The organism is Halobellus ordinarius (genome assembly GCF_031823395.1).
Taxonomy (GTDB): domain Archaea; phylum Halobacteriota; class Halobacteria; order Halobacteriales; family Haloferacaceae; genus Haloquadratum; species Haloquadratum ordinarius.
Genome location: NZ_JAVQKJ010000021.1, coordinates 1 through 15,779, shown reverse-complemented (window position 1 = coordinate 15,779; position 15,779 = coordinate 1). Strand labels below are relative to the sequence as shown.

Annotated in this window: 15 protein-coding genes, 1 tRNA gene and 3 pseudogenes; 7 read left to right on the top strand and 12 right to left on the bottom strand. The window is 59.1% G+C overall.

What is annotated here, in order from left to right:
• Positions 1-118: 118 nt before the first annotated feature.
• Together RJT48_RS20565 and guaB are read right to left on the bottom strand one after the other, a co-directional pair.
• A pseudogene (locus tag RJT48_RS20565) lies at positions 119-379 on the bottom strand (response regulator transcription factor); the annotation flags it as partial.
• Positions 380-561: 182 nt separating this feature from the next.
• A complete protein-coding gene (gene guaB / locus RJT48_RS20560; protein WP_311174236.1) occupies positions 562-2,061 on the bottom strand; it encodes an IMP dehydrogenase in 1,500 nt (499 codons plus the stop codon).
• Positions 2,062-2,388: 327 nt separating this feature from the next.
• On the opposite strand from guaB, the gene RJT48_RS20555 reads away from it, so the two are divergent.
• From RJT48_RS20555 to RJT48_RS20535, 5 genes are all read left to right on the top strand, one after another.
• On the top strand, positions 2,389-2,598 hold the full coding sequence (locus RJT48_RS20555; RefSeq protein ID WP_311174235.1) for a DUF8099 family protein: 210 nt from the start codon (positions 2,389-2,391) through the stop codon (positions 2,596-2,598).
• 6 nt (positions 2,599-2,604) lie between these two features.
• Positions 2,605-3,534, top strand: coding sequence for a DUF5794 domain-containing protein (locus tag RJT48_RS20550; RefSeq protein WP_311174234.1), 930 nt, complete (start codon positions 2,605-2,607; stop codon positions 3,532-3,534).
• Positions 3,535-3,582: 48 nt separating this feature from the next.
• Complete coding sequence (locus tag RJT48_RS20545) at positions 3,583-3,804, top strand: DUF5795 family protein (protein WP_311174233.1); 222 nt, start codon at positions 3,583-3,585, stop codon at positions 3,802-3,804.
• Between the two features lie 80 nt (positions 3,805-3,884).
• Positions 3,885-4,063 (top strand) — tRNA-Trp (locus RJT48_RS20540).
• 143 nt (positions 4,064-4,206) lie between these two features.
• Positions 4,207-5,001, top strand: coding sequence for a hypothetical protein (locus RJT48_RS20535; protein ID WP_311174232.1), 795 nt, complete (start codon positions 4,207-4,209; stop codon positions 4,999-5,001).
• Positions 5,002-5,728: 727 nt separating this feature from the next.
• Here RJT48_RS20535 and RJT48_RS20530 read toward each other — a convergent pair.
• The 4 genes and pseudogenes from RJT48_RS20530 to RJT48_RS20515 form a co-directional block, all read right to left on the bottom strand.
• A pseudogene (locus tag RJT48_RS20530) lies at positions 5,729-6,491 on the bottom strand (TrlF family ATPase); the annotation flags it as partial.
• Between the two features lie 116 nt (positions 6,492-6,607).
• On the bottom strand, positions 6,608-8,758 hold the full coding sequence (locus RJT48_RS20525) for a type B DNA-directed DNA polymerase (RefSeq protein ID WP_311174230.1): 2,151 nt from the start codon (positions 8,756-8,758) through the stop codon (positions 6,608-6,610).
• Positions 8,759-8,966: 208 nt separating this feature from the next.
• Positions 8,967-9,329, bottom strand: coding sequence for an Ig-like domain-containing protein (locus RJT48_RS20520; RefSeq protein WP_311174229.1), 363 nt, complete (start codon positions 9,327-9,329; stop codon positions 8,967-8,969).
• A 157-nt stretch (positions 9,330-9,486) separates the two neighbouring features.
• Positions 9,487-10,482: a tyrosine-type recombinase/integrase gene (locus RJT48_RS20515; RefSeq protein WP_311174228.1), complete on the bottom strand. Its 996-nt coding sequence runs from the start codon at positions 10,480-10,482 to the stop codon at positions 9,487-9,489.
• Between the two features lie 218 nt (positions 10,483-10,700).
• Between RJT48_RS20515 and RJT48_RS20510 the strand changes: the two genes are divergently transcribed.
• A complete protein-coding gene (locus RJT48_RS20510; protein WP_311174227.1) occupies positions 10,701-11,087 on the top strand; it encodes a hypothetical protein in 387 nt (128 codons plus the stop codon).
• 128 nt (positions 11,088-11,215) lie between these two features.
• On the opposite strand, the gene RJT48_RS20505 is transcribed toward RJT48_RS20510, so the two are convergent.
• The 6 genes and pseudogenes from RJT48_RS20505 to RJT48_RS20480 form a co-directional block, all read right to left on the bottom strand.
• Entirely contained in the window at positions 11,216-11,503 is a 288-nt protein-coding gene (locus tag RJT48_RS20505) for a DUF8156 family protein (protein ID WP_311174226.1), read from the bottom strand.
• A gap of 2 nt (positions 11,504-11,505) precedes the next feature.
• Positions 11,506-12,435: a hypothetical protein gene (locus tag RJT48_RS20500; protein ID WP_311174225.1), complete on the bottom strand. Its 930-nt coding sequence runs from the start codon at positions 12,433-12,435 to the stop codon at positions 11,506-11,508.
• Positions 12,436-12,600: 165 nt separating this feature from the next.
• Positions 12,601-13,308, bottom strand: coding sequence for a hypothetical protein (locus RJT48_RS20495; RefSeq protein ID WP_311174224.1), 708 nt, complete (start codon positions 13,306-13,308; stop codon positions 12,601-12,603).
• A gap of 192 nt (positions 13,309-13,500) precedes the next feature.
• The gene (locus RJT48_RS20490) at positions 13,501-13,929 is read right to left on the bottom strand and encodes a toxin-antitoxin system TumE family protein (RefSeq protein WP_311174223.1); all 429 of its coding nucleotides are present in this window, start codon (positions 13,927-13,929) and stop codon (positions 13,501-13,503) included.
• On the bottom strand, positions 13,922-14,497 hold the full coding sequence (locus RJT48_RS20485) for a DUF7342 family protein (RefSeq protein WP_311174222.1): 576 nt from the start codon (positions 14,495-14,497) through the stop codon (positions 13,922-13,924). The genes RJT48_RS20490 and RJT48_RS20485 overlap by 8 nt, the downstream gene beginning before the upstream one ends.
• A gap of 80 nt (positions 14,498-14,577) precedes the next feature.
• A pseudogene (locus RJT48_RS20480) lies at positions 14,578-15,330 on the bottom strand (Cdc6/Cdc18 family protein); the annotation flags it as partial.
• Here RJT48_RS20480 and RJT48_RS20705 point away from each other — a divergent pair.
• On the top strand, positions 15,253-15,609 hold the full coding sequence (locus RJT48_RS20705) for a CPBP family intramembrane glutamic endopeptidase (RefSeq protein ID WP_345784775.1): 357 nt from the start codon (positions 15,253-15,255) through the stop codon (positions 15,607-15,609). The pseudogene RJT48_RS20480 and the gene RJT48_RS20705 sit on opposite strands and share 78 nt — an antisense overlap.
• Positions 15,610-15,779 lie beyond the last annotated feature (170 nt).

Sequence of the window (15,779 nt, the reverse complement as noted above, 5' to 3'; positions counted from 1 at the left end):
CGACAACCACCGTGAGTGACGGCTACTGCATCTTCTGACTCCACATACCTGCCTCTGATGGCGTGAGACTACAAACAATCGACCCTACCCCGTCGTTGTCTTGCGTTCAACAAGGCAAGTCGGGTTCGACCGCCGTGACCATCGCGACGCGGCAGTCGAAGCCGCGCTCTCGGATCTCCTTGAGGGCTTCGTCACCCGAGAGATCCGGCATCCGCCGGTCGAGAAGGACGACTTCGACTTCGTCGTCGAGCTTTTCGAGCGCCTCGCGTCCCCCGTAGGCGACGCGGACGCGATACTCGCCTCGGAGCCACGTTGCGTATAAGTCAGCGAGGTCCGGCTCGTCTTCGACGACGAGCACCAGCGGCAGATCATCGCTCATAGATGGATACCCGGTGTTTCGGGGACACCGATACAAAGGAATGACGTGCGGGGGTATATCAAGATACCCCTTGCACGCTCCCGGCGTGGGTCGGTCATACTGATTACTCTCACTGTTTCCCGCCGAGCGCCACCCTCGTTGGCGGACCTCTGCGGGAAGAGACGAGAGTAATCAGTATCAAGCTAGTTCCCCTTCGGGCTGTAGTTCGGCGCTTCGTCGGTGATCATCACGTCGTGGGGGTGGCCCTCGGTCTGGCCGGCACTGGAGACGCGGACGAACTCCGAGCGGGTTTTGAACGCCGGAATCGTCTCTGCGCCGACGTAGCCCATCCCGGACCGCATCCCGCCGACGAGCTGGTGAATCTCCGACGCCAGGGTTCCCTTGTACGGGGTCGCGGCTTCGACACCCTCAGGCACGAACTCGTCGTCCTCCTCGGTGTCTTTGAGGTACCGTTCGCCGCCCCCGGATTTCATCGCCCCGACCGAGCCCATCCCGCGGTACTGCTTGTACTTCTTGCCGTTCATCGTGATGACACGCCCGGGCGCCTCCCTGGTGCCGGCAAAGTACGAGCCGAGCATCACCGCGTCCGCCCCGGCCGCGATAGCCTTGATCGCGTCGCCGGAGTAACGGATTCCGCCGTCGGCGATGACGGGCACGCCCTCGGGCGCGGCGACGTCTGCAACCTCCGCGATTGCGGTGATCTGTGGCATCCCCGCGCCGGAGACGACGCGTGTGGTACAGATCGAGCCGGGACCGATACCGACTTTCACTCCGTCCGCGAAGTCGGCGGCGGCTTCGGCCGCCTCGCGGGTGCCGATATTGCCGACGACGACGTCGGCGTCGACTGTCGCTTTGATTTCCCGGGCGCTGTCGAGGACATCGAGGTTGTGCGCGTGCGCACAGTCGATGAACATGATGTCGGCGCCGGCCTCGTCGGCGGCCTCGGCGCGGGCAGCCTCGAAGGGGCCGACGGCGGCTCCCACGCGCAGTCGCCCGTCCTCGTCGCGCGCGGCGTTCTCGTGCTCGCGGCGCTGTAAGATTCCCTGCATCGTCACGAGGCCGACCAGTTGCTCTTCGTCGTCGACGATCGGGACGCGCTCGATCTTGTGGTCGTACATCAGTTCGAGCGCCTCGCGGGCGCCGACGTCGCGTAACGCGGTGATGACCTCGTCGGTCATCGCCTCGCGCACTTCGTCGGCCTCGCCGACCTCCAGATACGGGCGGATGTCCGTCGCCGAGATGATACCGAGCACGGTGTCGTCGTCGTCGACGACGGGCGCCCCCGAGACGCCTTCCCGCTCCATCATCTCGTCGACCTCTCGGACCGTCTGCTCGGGGTTCGCAGTCACGACGTTCTCGCGGCGGATCACCAGCTCGTCGGCGCGCTTGACGCGTTCGATCTCGGCGACCATTCGCTCGACGTCCATATTCCGATGGAGCACCCCGAGACCGCCTTCGCGGGCCATCGCGACTGCCATTTCCCCTTCGGTGACAGTGTCCATCGCCGCCGAGAGGATCGGGATGTTCAGTTCGACGTTTTTCGAGACTCGCGTCGAGACGTCCGCGGCGTCGGGTTCGACGCGACTCTCTTTCGGTCGAAGCAGCACGTCGTCGAACGTCAGCGCCTCCGGCACCTGCAGTTTCTCCGAGAATGAACCGTGTTCGGGAACGTCGTTCGCCATATAAACGGTCCCGGGGCGACCGACAAAAGCGTTGCGAGACACCACGGCCCTGTTGATCGTTGCCACGTATCGACCCGGAATCCGCACGATCGTGGATATATGTTGTTCTCGAGGCCGTCGGAGCGGCCGGAGGGCCGTCCGCTGAGAATCCTCCAAGGAGATCGTCGCTCCTCGCCGCCATTTGCGGACTTAGTCACCGGTTCGTCGAATAACCCCCGGCCTTTCTCGAAGACCGACGGTTCTTCCGGCAGTCTGCTGAAAGAGGCCAAGATCCGTGGGCACTCGTCCCACACAACGTTTAATATCCCGCTCCGAGTGAATCTAGGTATGGACTCCGAGTGTCCCTCTGCATCGCGCATCGCGGGTCAGCCGATCGACCACCACGATGCCACCTTTACATTTACAGCGATGCAGAATTTCAAACGTGGGAACTGGTTCCCCACGCACGATTCGCTCGGAGTGCTCGGGAGCGCCCGCGGCGCCGCGCCGTCGGGTTTGCGCCCATATCGCCGTTCGGCCGATGGTGACGGCCGCTAGTCCCGGATGAGCGTTTCACGTCACCCCGTCGCACTCCGCTTAGAGCAGCAGGTAGGTGGGGCGACCAAGCTCCTCGCGACGGTGATGGCCCTACCGCTCGTCGACGGTATCTTCCCCGCACTCATCATTGCGGGTGCACTGTCCAGCCCGCTCGGTATCATCGAGACCGGGCTGCTGATCTTCGGCGGATCGGCCACGGTCGCGGTCATCCTCGCGGAGATGGAGGGGACGCGCCGCGAACAGGTCACGGCCATCCTCATCCTCGGCGCCGTGCTGCTGCCTCTCGCGGGGGTCGAAGCGCTCTTCGCGGAGACGCTGAAGGCCGTCCTGAACTTCGAGGTATTCCACCGATTCGCGGGACTGGTCATCCTCGCCGTCGCGGCGAAGACGGCCTCCGCGAAGGTGGGAGAGTATCTCCCCTCGCCGAGCATCATCATCGGCCTCGGGCTGGTCGCCAGCGTCGACATCAACGGCGCCGCGCTGTCCCTCGAACCGAACGTCTCGACGGTCGCACCGGCTGTCGCGGCCGCGGGCGTGGGCGTCGCGTTCGCCCTCGCGGTCGCGCTCGCCGCGCCGCAGCTCCGCGGTGCGGTGGACATCGACCGCTTCCGCTTCGGGAGTTCTGTCGCCCTCGGAATGCTCGCGATCGACGTGCTGGGCCTCCTCCCCACGGAAGCCCCCGTCGCCCTGGGCGTGCTGGGCGTCACCGCGCTTTTCGCCTACGACCCCTCGGCGGGGCCGATCGGGGACGAGGAAGTCGCCCCGTCGGAGGCTGACCCCGCCTCGGCGTCGAGTGCGGCCGTCGCCGACGGCGGCGACCCCGACGACTCCGACGCCGATGTCGACGACCAGGACGCTGACGACGTCGGCGGTTCGGACAGCGACGTCGGGTACGGCTACTCCGAGGCCAACGGCTCCAGAGCGCCCTGGCTGTAGGGGGCGCTCCCGCGACGCATTTACCACCCTCCGCGTCTTTCCCAGCGTATGAGCAACCGCGTCGTCGAAGGACGGATGGTCACGCCCGAGCGGCTCGCCGAACTCGTCGAGGGTGAGCGGCCGATGGAAGCCGAAGCGATCGAAGACGCCGAGATGGACTGCCCGGAGTGCGGCGAGAACGTCCTCTCGGTCGGGTATATGCCGAGCGTGACGGAGTTCGTGACGGCGTACAAGTGTCAGGAGTGCTCGTGGGCTGATACGGATCGGTGACCGTCTCCGATCGCCTCGTGTGACCGGCGACCGATCGTAATTCCTTTATGCGGTATCGGCATACGGACGAGTGCGTACCAGGGGTCGTGGCCAAGCCCGGCATGGCGACTGACTCCAGAGGCTTTGCGCCCGGTGACGACACTCCAGACTGATATACCGAGCGGCCGACTGATCATCGGTCGCGACGACGACCCTCTGGAGTACCGAGGCGCGTACCGGAGATATCAGTCGATCGGGGGTTCAAATCCCTCCGACCCCATATCATATAAAAGTACTGCGGAAGGTATTGCCGCTACTAACCGCAGGTAAATCTTTCTCAGAAACCACGAATCGAACAGCGGTGCGTCCGGCGTTCCGACGCGATACGCAGTTCACGTGCACTCATCAAGGAGGTGATCTCTGATGGGTGCGAGTTCGGACGCGCCAGATGAACCCAGTCAAGGAGAACACGAGGCGGAAGTGTCCCGCCTCCGTGAGTTGGAAGAACGCGTAGAGGCGCTCGAAGCACTCATCGGGACGCTCGGTGACACCGATCCCGAGGAGGCCGATTTCAAAGACATAACGCTCGCAGGATCGCCTGCAGGCGTAATGCTCGATAAGAACAATAGACGTATCGGAGAGCTACAATCAGCCATCACCGGCAACGGTGAGAATCTCCGCTTGGGTGGTGATCGGGAACAGATGCTGCCGATCCACCGTATGTGGGGGGATCTGATAACCGGTGCAGGTCATGCGCTGGGAGAGACTCAAGAGCGAGCTGCTCGTCTCTACGGAGAATTCGTCGAGCGTGTCGTCAACGATGAAGCAACCAAGGTAGACGCGTCCGGTCAGATGTACACGTTGACCTCAGGCGCAGCCGAGGAGGTTCTCCTCGGGAAGTTTGACGAGGACGCTGAGAATCTTCTGAGTGGCGTCAAGAAGGCAAGTAGATCACAAGTCATCGCGCGGGCGATGCGCGATGTCGCACATCTCTCGACGTTCGATGATTGTGACTGTGCAGAGATTGAGGAGTGTGACCACGCAGAGATCCGATTCCGATCGGGTCGTCCGAACGTGCTCGCTGCCCCAAAGCAATCGTTCCGAGAGTCAATGGCAGCCGTATACAGTACTGAGACTGTCTCTCACGACGCTGAGTTCGATGAGGTGGATCACACTCCAAGCGCCGCACACGAATCCGATGTCGGAGGATCTCAATGAAAATCAGCCTATCCAACGTCGTTGTTGGCAAGCCTCATCAGCCGCCTGTGGGAACACAGCGGGGATTGACGAAGGGTGTGAAAACTCGCTAGGTCATCACGGAAATTCACGAGGAGTAGTTCTGTAAATAACACTTCGTTAGTCTGGGGTGAACTAGTTTCACTTCGCTTCCTTCGCTAATACGGCGAGAGTTAGCGTCGTTGGCGAGAATTCTCGACAACATCCTCGGCAAACCCTTCCTAACAACGACGTTGGAAAGACGTTTAGAGCGAGTTCTCACACGGCCGGTGGTATCTCTGTTGGGACGAATAGTTACTCTCACCACGATCACATACCGACGGACACATTAGGCGACGTCCATCAGTCGTTCTGCCAGTGTTTCGAGTTCGCGTCGTTCATCAACGACATCTAATGGCGCCAAGGAAGTGTGGCGACGTCTCCAATTGTGCCTCATTCCGTTCGAACTTGTCTGTGGCCTCCGCCTGTCGTTACATCAAGTCATCGACGACGAGCCGGAGATCTTCCCACAGCAACTGCCAGTGTTCTTCTTGATTCCAGACGTATGGGCGTTGAAACCGTGTGACTACGTATTTCGTGTCCTTGCGAAAAATGTCCTTTAGATCTAGCGTGTCTGCTTTCATTGATGATCAAACTATCCGGCGACTGCCGTATAAATGATTTGTAACTTACAGAATATCACCTAGACAAACGAGCGTCCCAACAATCTCTAGACGACCCGGTGATACATCTCTCTCCGTCTTTTGAAGGCCATTTCGCCGCCCTCCAGAATATCCTGTGCAAGGGCTTTGATCTCATCGTCGTCGATGGAGCCACAGTTCCGATAGAAACCAGCACGCCCGTTAGATCTCATCACAATAATTTGCTCAGCATCGCCTACAAATTGGGATATTCGCGTTGTGAGTTGCCGTGATGACTTGACGGTCCTGCTTAATCGAACGGAGAATGTCCACCACGTCCGTGAAGATGAATTTGTTGTCAAGCATATCCTCCGGTTGGTCTATGATCAGCGGCACATCTCGCTCAATCATAGCGATGGAGAGGAGGCCGGTACATTGCTGCCTATCGGACATCTCGGTTAGTTCTTTCCAACCGCCGTCATTGAGTTCAATAACAGGGCGATCGTGGATCTCGAAAAGCTCCAATTTGGTTAATTGCTCAACGAGATCGTCGTGAGAGACGAAATTTTCCGCCGTCGTTGGGGTGACATCAGCAATATCACTCAGAGTTTCGGTGTCGTTGTTACGAACGATTTCAGCCAATTCCGGCGGGTCGATAGCCTCAGTGATTTGCTCTTTATGCTCCGTCCAGACCCCTGAACCTTCCAGCACGTGATTTATCCAGACGATGTACTCACTCCGGTTAGACTGGCTGTGCAGCGATACTCTGACATTCCCGAGGTGTGTGTTCAACTCTTCAATCCCCTCATTTCGAGCATCGGTGAGATCCTGGCGGGCCGTTTGGAGTTCCTTTAGAGGCTTTCACACGATTCCCTAAAGCCCAAAACGACCTTTCCCTTCTGGGATTTTGCTTCTTAACGATAGACGTCACCGTAACTCATCTAACTGCTGTCCAGATCGGGTCGTTCCTACGTATACTGTGCCAACTCGGTGTCACGCGTGTTCCGCAGGGAGCGACGGATCTCCTGTCGGGTCCAGCCGAGTGGGGAGAGAATACTTTCGGCAGCACGGATGAGTTGCGTTCCGTAGTAGTCCGCGTCGTACGTCTCGATATCTTCGTGTGCGAGAGCAACCCGGTCACGAGACGTCCGCTCGTCGTCAACAACGATGTATTCGATGTCTTGCCCGGGGTGGACGGCGAGTCCGTGTTCACGAGCGCGTTTGAGCGCAGCGACGGTTCGCGTGTCTTGGGTGTACCCGTCGATCGGCTTGGAGACACTGTTCGTCTCGACGAGGCGTTCACCCGCAACCCTGCCCTCATAGAGGTCGCTGAGCGCGTCAGCAAGCACCGTGAGCACCGCTTCGGGTGACCGGGTCGCGTCGAACTGTTCGAGACACGCTCGCTGCGTGTCGGCAATAAACGGCGGTGTGGATCGTTGCCGGGCTTCGATCCCCCGGATTTTGTACGCATCTTCGCCAGTGATTTTTCCGAAGTACTTCGTTAATGCGCCGACGTTACGGTCGCGCTGCGGGACGAACGCGACCCACTCGTAGTGGGCCTCGTGCTCCAGTCGGATGTCCACGGCGTCAGTAATCGTCGCCGCCAGTTCACTGATCGGTGTGCGGTTCGCGTCGGCGGTGTCGGGATCGGGTGTCACCCAGATCGAATCGACGATGCCGTGGACGACCCGCCACCCGCCGTCTTCGAGCTGTGCTTTCGCCGTGAGGAGAATCTCACGAGCGAAGGCGTTGATGGCTTCGTGGCATTCGATCCGTCCGAACTTCGCGTTGTTGAATCCTTGATACCCGAAGCACGCGACGAGAATCCATTTCAACGCGGCTGACCGCCCTTCGAGCGCTGCGATGCGATTCCCGTCAGGACTGTTTCGTTCCTGTTCGTCCTGGATTTCAGTTTTAATTTCATCACGCGCGTCGATGAGTGGTTGGAGTACGTCGACGAGGTATCCTTGCTCGTCGCAGATCGCATAGTCGAGTTCGGGCACGTCTGAACGATCTCGGTGGCATTCACACCGGATGACATCGGGGGAGACGTTTCGCGTGCAGATGATGTTCGGATACAGGCTGGAAAAATCGAGTTCGTGAACGTCCTCGTGGACCCCGACCTCGGGGGCGAAAATGAAGCCGCCACGGTCCGCGTCGTGGAGTGTCCGCATCGACTTGAACTGTTCGTGCCGCCAGGAGTGCCACGGCACCAACACCCCGCGGTCGTGCGCTGTACGCACCTGGATAGCGGTGAGGATATTTCCAATCGAAGCCCAGGCCGCCTCTTGGAGCGGTTTGTGCGACCGGGAGACGAGATCGACGACACCGTCGAGATTCGTTTCGCCGTAGAAGAACGTGTTCGACTCGTCGATGATCACACGGCCCGGAACGTTGTACCGCGTCGGTGAGTGCCCGACGCGACCGTAACTCGCATACGTCGACCGGGACGCGAGCTGCTGGTACTCAACGTCTGCCCAGCGACTCAACGAGAACGAGTCGATCTCAGCGCGGTCGGCCATCTCGTAGAGCGTCGGAATAAGCTGACTCGTCGAGCAGACGAGGACATCAGGATCGACTCGGTCAACCGCTGCCTGTACCGCGGTGAGGATCTCTCTCGGTGGTCCCGTCACGTCTTCGCCGTCGATGGTCAGCTCGGAATACACGTCACCGGTCGTTTCCGGTAGCGGCACCCCGAGTCGAAGCGTCGTTAGTTCGCCACTCGGTGTTGGGTCCGTCCCTGTTTCGAGACAGTACCGGAACTCACGGGAGAAGTCGACGTTGAAACACGCGAGATCACCGATCGGAGCGTCCGATACCTCCCGTGTCTGGCGGGCGAGTGGCGTGACCTGATCAACGTGTGCGACTGTGACTGCAAGGACGGCTTCGGAATCTCGTCGGAATGCAGGTCGTCGAGACACGACCTCAGTTGCAACGACGTCCGGGTGGCGATCGTACACGGCGCGAAGCGTCGTGACATCAAGATCGGCGTCTGGTGCTCGTGTCCCAACGAAGAACTGGGGTGTGTACGCGTCGCGTTCAGTGACGACCGCACCATCCGGTGTAGACTCCCATTCGAGCACGCGTCCATCATCGAGAAAATCGATCGTGAACGGCATCAGTCCCGAAGCACCACCATTCTACCGTGGGAGAGACGGCACGGTGACATAGCCGCTCGCGTGTCGCTTCCGTGGACTCACACTAGAATCCGCTTAATGGACAGAGCACCAGCACTCAGGTGGTTTCGATCCTTTCGGCAGTTTCCGAAATCCCTTCTGAGAAGCGGTTTGGGGGCAATATCGATATGCTTCAGTACAGGCTAGTGGTTCACGCTGCGCGCCCTCGGTTCAACTCGACTGATCCGTCGCTGTCGATGAACACGTCGAGTTGATTGAACCACTCATCGGACCGAAATTCGCTGGCGAAAACGATATCACCGTCCAGTTGAACCGTTACTCGGTACTGGCCGCTCTTCCACGGCATTTGACCGAGTTCGGCGGTGTCCTTGCTCGGTACGTCAACCGTGGTTGCCACGGCTAGGTTCTCCCGTTGGTTAGCCCAGACCGTCACGGTATGGGACTGGTCGTCTTCGTTGACGGCGAGCATCGTTATGGGATCCCCCGGACTGCCCGTACAGCCAGCTAGAGAGAGGATGCTCGTCAAGGCAACGAGGTACCGTCGTCGATTCATAGTTCGTTGAGGAGATCCTTCAATCAAAAACCCCGTCTTGGGTCAAACGACTGTTGGCCGCAGAGGATGCCGGTCATCGGTAGCTCCGGGTTCCGCAGCACGCACGCGCATCCCAAATCACTGTGAAATACTCGTTGAAGAGTCCTGCGCACCTTCTTTACGATGCTGGGGTTCCGGCTTCTGATCCGTCGGATTGTACCAGACGCGTGTACCCTGAGGTGTTCAGCATCGACACGTATGCCTGGTCAATATCACGGCCTGACAGGTGTACGTATCTTCCCGGCACTCGTGACCCAGGCACCCACCCGAACCACGTACACATCTGTGCTTCTGTCAGGTGATTCGCTAAGTACGTCGCACGACTGTGCCTGAAGTGATGAGGATTCACTGGCTTGTCGATTCCAGCCTTCTCTCTGGCTTTATCCAAGATCCGGAGCCTGATGTACTGGTAGCTGATCGTCTCGTCAGGCGATCCCTGTTTGAAGTCGATCTTACACCATAACGGGGCGTCAGCTTGCCGATTTGGGTGAACTGCCAGCCACGAGTCGAGATACGAGTCGGATTCCAGCAGGAGCAATCGACGCGACCCGGTTTTGCCGGACACGACCATTTGCTTGCCGAGTGCCGACTGTTCGATGTCGCCCACTTGCAAATCAATGAGTTCCCCAATACGAGCCCCGGTTTCCCAGAGAACTGCGATGAACGCTCGATCGCGCTCATTATGACAGGCTTTCAGTAGCGACTGAATGTCTCTCGGTGTCAGCAGACTCTGTGGGAGAATCCGTTTCTGCTCGATTGGTCCGCGCTTGATCCACTCGGTCTCCTCAGGATCTTCACCGTTGTTCAGCCATTTCCAGAACTGTTTGATCGCCTGTTTGTAATCGACCACTGTTGATTGGGCTGTTCCACGGGTATACAGCCACGCGACTAACTCGGTGATGTCGTCTCTATCTAAATCCACGAACCGTGTGTCACCGACGCGATCAGCTATGATCTTGAAGTGAGCTAGGACCTTCTGCTGTTGTGCGGCACTAATGTCGGCAAGCAGCATATCTCGATGATAGCCTTTGATCAACTGCTTGTTTTCCGGGTGAATATGGTCCGCAGACTCAACATACGCGAGTATTCGTGCTGCCGCTGCCTCATAATCCATCGTAGGCATACTGCCCTCAGAGGCGTCGAGAAACCATAACGCGAGCGGAACCCAACTCAAATAGAAGCGGGCTTTTTGATATTCTAAGTAGACAAATCATCGAACACGGGTCTCATCCATCGTGGTTGAAGCCAAGCAGCGTTCAACCCACTCATAATCCCTTCCCCAGTTTCCCCCAGATCATTATACGAGGGAACTTCTCAAATGAATTAGAGCAGATGAACACCGAGCTCATTCTGGATGTGTCTACGATTCTCGTATTGTCTGCGGCAGGTCTCTTTTCCCACGAACTAATCCATCTTCTATTCGGACGGTTGTTTGGAGGAAACACCTTCTTTTCACGATATTGGTTAGGGGTCCCAACTCAGGTTGATTTTCGAACACCACACGAAATGAGCGACCGACAGGTCCGGATAGCTGCTGGGGGTGTTCTAATTTTCCCGTGTATCGCACTTCTCGGAGCCTACTTCCGGTCAATTCCGCTTTTCGCTTTTGGTGCCGGAGGTATCGGAGTTAGTATGACGGATATGTTGGGCATTCAAAATCCAAAGGCGTGGAAGGATTTCACCGCTGGAAATTCGATAACCAGAGAGGACTTCAACTAGCAGTCTTTGTCGGTGGTCTGCTCTGTCGAACTTTTGATCTGGGGCAAGTTCTGCAAGTATGTTTCCTAGTTGTTACGACGTGATCGGATGCGTAACCGGACGGGTAAACGCTCAAAAACCGGCGCCGGTCACGCGTCGTCTTCTCGATCTATCGCTTCGAGTGCTGCTTCGAGTTCTGCGAGGCGGTCGTCGTGGTCGTCGAGTCGGGCTTCCTGTTCAAGATCGATGCTGATCAGCGCCGAAAGGAGTGGCTGCTGGTGGTTCAACAGGCCGCTGGCGTCGGCGTGATCACGGGCGTACTCGAAGAGCCGGTCGAACCGGGCCTGGTCACGACGGCGGAGCGCCCGGCGGAACGTCGCCCACTGATCTTCGATCGCCTGCAACGCGTCCCGGTACGTCGGGTTCGTTCGCCCCATCGTCACCGACCTCCGCCAGCGTGCGACCACGCTTCACGTAACGGAGCCGCGTTGAGCCTCGTTCGGGTGCCGTCCGCCGTCACACCAGTTCCGACGGTCGAAGTAGCGGGTTCCGTTCGGTGGCCAGTCGGCTCGACGCCGCACTGTTCAGCACGGGCGGTGAGGACGTGGCGCCAGTAGGCGAACGTTGTCTGGTAGTACGCCCCGTCCCCCACGGGATACACGAGCGTCTCGAAGTCCTCACCGACGAATCGTGGCCCGAACCGCGTCCGCTCACACGTGATGTGGCGGTCAGCGATCCGTTCGATCGGTTCAGCAAACGCATCTCGCTGCGACCGCGTCACCACTATCGGGACGTCGTACCCGTCGGCGTACGCTCGGAGTCGGGCCAGTGCTCGCGCCAGCAGTGTCTCGGCAGCCTCACCACGCATCGTGTCGGTCGCTCGGTACTGAGCGTCAACTGCCGGTGCGACCAGTACTGCAGGGCTTGGCGAGGACGTCTGGTCGCGTTCGCCTCCCGTTTGGGTCGCTGCCGCTCTGAGTGTGTGATTCACCGTCGCCGGGAGGTCACAGATAATGCCGTAATGTTGGTACGGGGTGAACCCCCGGGCGACGTGAATCCGGTCTAGGATTCGGTGGCTCGGGGCGAGCCGCGCCAGCGACGTCGTCGTCGCGTACCCGTTCGCATCCACCCAGAACGCCGGGCCGTCCGTCACCAGCAGGTGATCAAGAACGAGCGACTGGATGACCGGGACGCCGCGCTCGTCTTCGATATCCAGGAGCGTGATCCCATCGCTCAGCGACGGGAACAGGGCCTCATCCGTCACCGTTTCTGCGTCACTGGCGAGTCTTCGGTTCCGATCGGCGTCACGAACGGGCTGTCGCTCCCCGTGATTCGCTGCGTGTACCCCGCGTGTCCTCGCGTAAGGCATACGTGATGGGACACTGCCTATCCGCATAAGCCGCAGCGTGTCGGTTCCGTGGTTTCCGAAATCAACACGACAGGACACAGCCGCCCGCTCAGTCGGTGTCTGTCCCGTTCGCGTCGTTTCCGGGAACCGGTCCGCTTCGTGGACCGCTTGACCGACGTGCCGTGACTACGGTCCCGGCGTGTCCGGGGACGACAGGTTCGGGTCACGGACCGACGGGGTGAGTGACTTGAGGTCGAATTCTGAGGTCCCGCAGTACTGTTCAGCGAGCGACGCCAACGCGTTCGTTCGAAGAATATCCGCCAGATTATGCGCGACGAGCGGCTCGAACGCACCCGATTCGAAGGCGGTCACGGCTTCGCTACTCTCGTCGAACGGATCGTCGGCACCGAGGTCGCCGCCGATCAGCGTGTCGTACGCGCTCACGAGATCGTTCTGTTCGTCGCCTGTAACCGTTGTGTTGAACCGATCTTGGATGAGCGGTAGGATATCCGCGTACGGCAGCCCATCGAACGGCCACGCGAGATCCTGTTGTGCGTACCGCGTCCGGAGGAACGGTAAGTCGAACCCGCCGTTGAATCGCTCCCCGTTGTACGCAACGAGTAAGAACTCCCGCGGGGCAACCGTCTCCGCAACGAACCCCGCAACCGCTGCGAGTAGCGCGTATTCGTCGTCGTGAGTGCTGAGTTGGATGTTTGTCTCGAACCGGTCACCGAGTGACGCTTCGAGTTCCGTGTCATCTACTGGTCGCCCCGCCGTGTTCACGAACACACGGCACCCGAGCGGGACTACAAATCCGATGACGGTCACACGATCCGTGGTCTCGAACCCGGTCGTCTCGATGTCGAACGAGACGTGCGTCAGTCGCGTCCCCATCGGACCCACCTCCGGGGGACAGCGTATCTGTTACTGGCTGGTATTCGATTGGCCATATCCCTGTCGACAAGTCGTGTTCCGATAAGCCGTTGCGTGGTAATTCCGGAATTCCGGAATCAACGGAACATAACTGATTGGGGTTGTAATCAGCGGGTTCGACGGGATATGGTAGTTCCGGAGTCGTTTCCGGGATTACTCCCAGAACGCGTGAATTCGCTCATCCACCCGGTTTAGAACCCGTGTCAACACGTCCCGCCAGTCCGTTGGAAATGTCGCGTCCGTTCCAGGCGTCGGTGCGTCCGGCGGTGGGTGTAGATGCTCACGCGTGTTGTGGTCGTTCGGATGCCGATCCCAGCGGCACTCCCACACGTCGCCATCGGTGTACTGCTCGACGTAGTGTATACTGAAATCGTCAGTCGTGAACCACCGAATCTGTAAGTATGCTCGTGAGACTATTGCTGGGTAGTACCGCTGGTCGAAATCAGCAAGGACAGCATTCGGGGCGGAGTCGGGCTGTACGGCAACCGTGGAAAATCGAGCACTCGCTGCAAGCCGCTGTGCGATCCGATCAAGAATTTCGGGATCAACAGGACCGGTACCAGCGTCGGCACCGTCAGGCATCGATTCGTCCAGCCTGCCCACTCGATTGCCCGTCGTCGCGCCGCGCAGCATCCAAGAGTTCTGCTCGCTGGTGGAGTGTCTTCCACTCGGACAGCGCCTCCCAAGCCTCTTCGGTTGAGAGGTCTCGACTCAGTTCCACGAGCGAGACGTCATCCGGACGCTCCGCATCGAATCGCTCTCGATACTCTGCCAACTGATCAAGTACCTCGGTGAGTTCGACGCGTATCTCCTCGTCCGAGTGCGTCGACCGGATCTGTTCAACACGTCGCCACTCGAAATACGCGTCGTTGCGCTCGTACTGCGTCGGGCGTCCCGGATATTCTTGGACGATCCCGATCGACTCGAACCAGTCGAGATAGTCCCGAGCCGTCTCCGTGTCACAGTCTGCTCGATCCGCAATAACGGACACCTTCGTTGGCTCCCGGACTTGGAGGATAACGTCAAACAGCCGTTCCCGGATGGGTTGGTCCTTTAGGACCGCTTCTGGGCTGTCGAGCTCGGTGAAATCCGGCGGGTCATCGGATGACGAAACCTCACGAGTCTCTGTGAATTCGCCGGGGTCGTCCATCACACCTGAATCAACGACGTATTCAAGTATATATCTTCTGCGTCCTGAATTATTTCTGCTTTGACGGCATCGGCCCAGTGTCAATCGGTGGGCGATGGCGACGCGTGATCGAGCACCGCGTATTCCCGGTCACGACTCGACCCGGTCGCTTCCAGCAGATTGTACTGCGTCATCTTCGAGAGATACGACCGGACCGTTCGTTTCGTCCGCGGGTCTTCGACATCCGCGGCGTATCGCTCGTGGATCTCACTGGGACTCAACGAGCCGTGGGTGCTGACGATGTCGTAGACGATCCGCTGATGCGGCGTGAGTGAGTCGAGACTCTTCTGACGGATCTGCGCACGAGCGTCATCAGCGGCCTCCACCAGCAGTTCGTCAGTGAGTTGCTCGTGGCCGTCACGGTCGGCGGTACTCGCTGCAGTCCGCAGGATCCCGATCGCAAGCCGGGCGTCCCCGGCGGCGGCGTCGGCAATCCGGTACAGTTGTTCGTCGGTGACGACGCCCGGATCCAACCCCCACTTCGCACGAGCGCGGAGGATGTCGAACAGCTGCTCGTTGTGGTATTTACCCATCCGGACGTGTTCACTGGAGCGCAGCCGACTGAGGAGCCGATCGTCAACACGACTGAATAACTCCTCTTCCTTATTCGCAATGCAGATGATAGCGAACTGCGGGAGACTATGGAGATCATAAATGAGGCTCGGGTCTTCGAGTTGATCGGCCTCGTCGAGAATCACTACCGACGGCTGGCCGTCGTGTTGTTGGAGTCGGTCGATCAGTTCGTCGTGCGGCGTCGATTGGCGGTGAATGTCGATCGTTTGCCCGAGGTCATCCTCTTGTCGGTCATTCTCGCGTGGGCGTACAACGGCACCGGCAGCGTGCTGATTGTGATGGTGCTGCACGCGATGGTGAACACCGCGGATATACTGCTGCCACTTGCTCCGGAGCTGATCGTCGTTGATGGCGTGATCGACGAAGCTGCAGTCGGGACGGTCGTGATGGTCCAGTTGGCGGTACAGTTACTCGTTGTAGTTGCTCTCGTGGGGTACTACGGCTTCGATTCACTCGCTCGTGGGGAGATTCCAGGCGTGGATGAGATCCGGAGTAAGTGACCTAGAACCAGTCAATCACTTTTTGCTGCTCTATTCCTGCGCGACGATACCTCCGATAGTGGCTGATGTGGTCTTTGTCGGACTGTATGTCTAGTTTCAAGAGTGTAGGGATCCAAGTACTCGGGTATGGCCTCCGAGCAAACGGCGGCCGATATGTTCGCTTTGCTCTC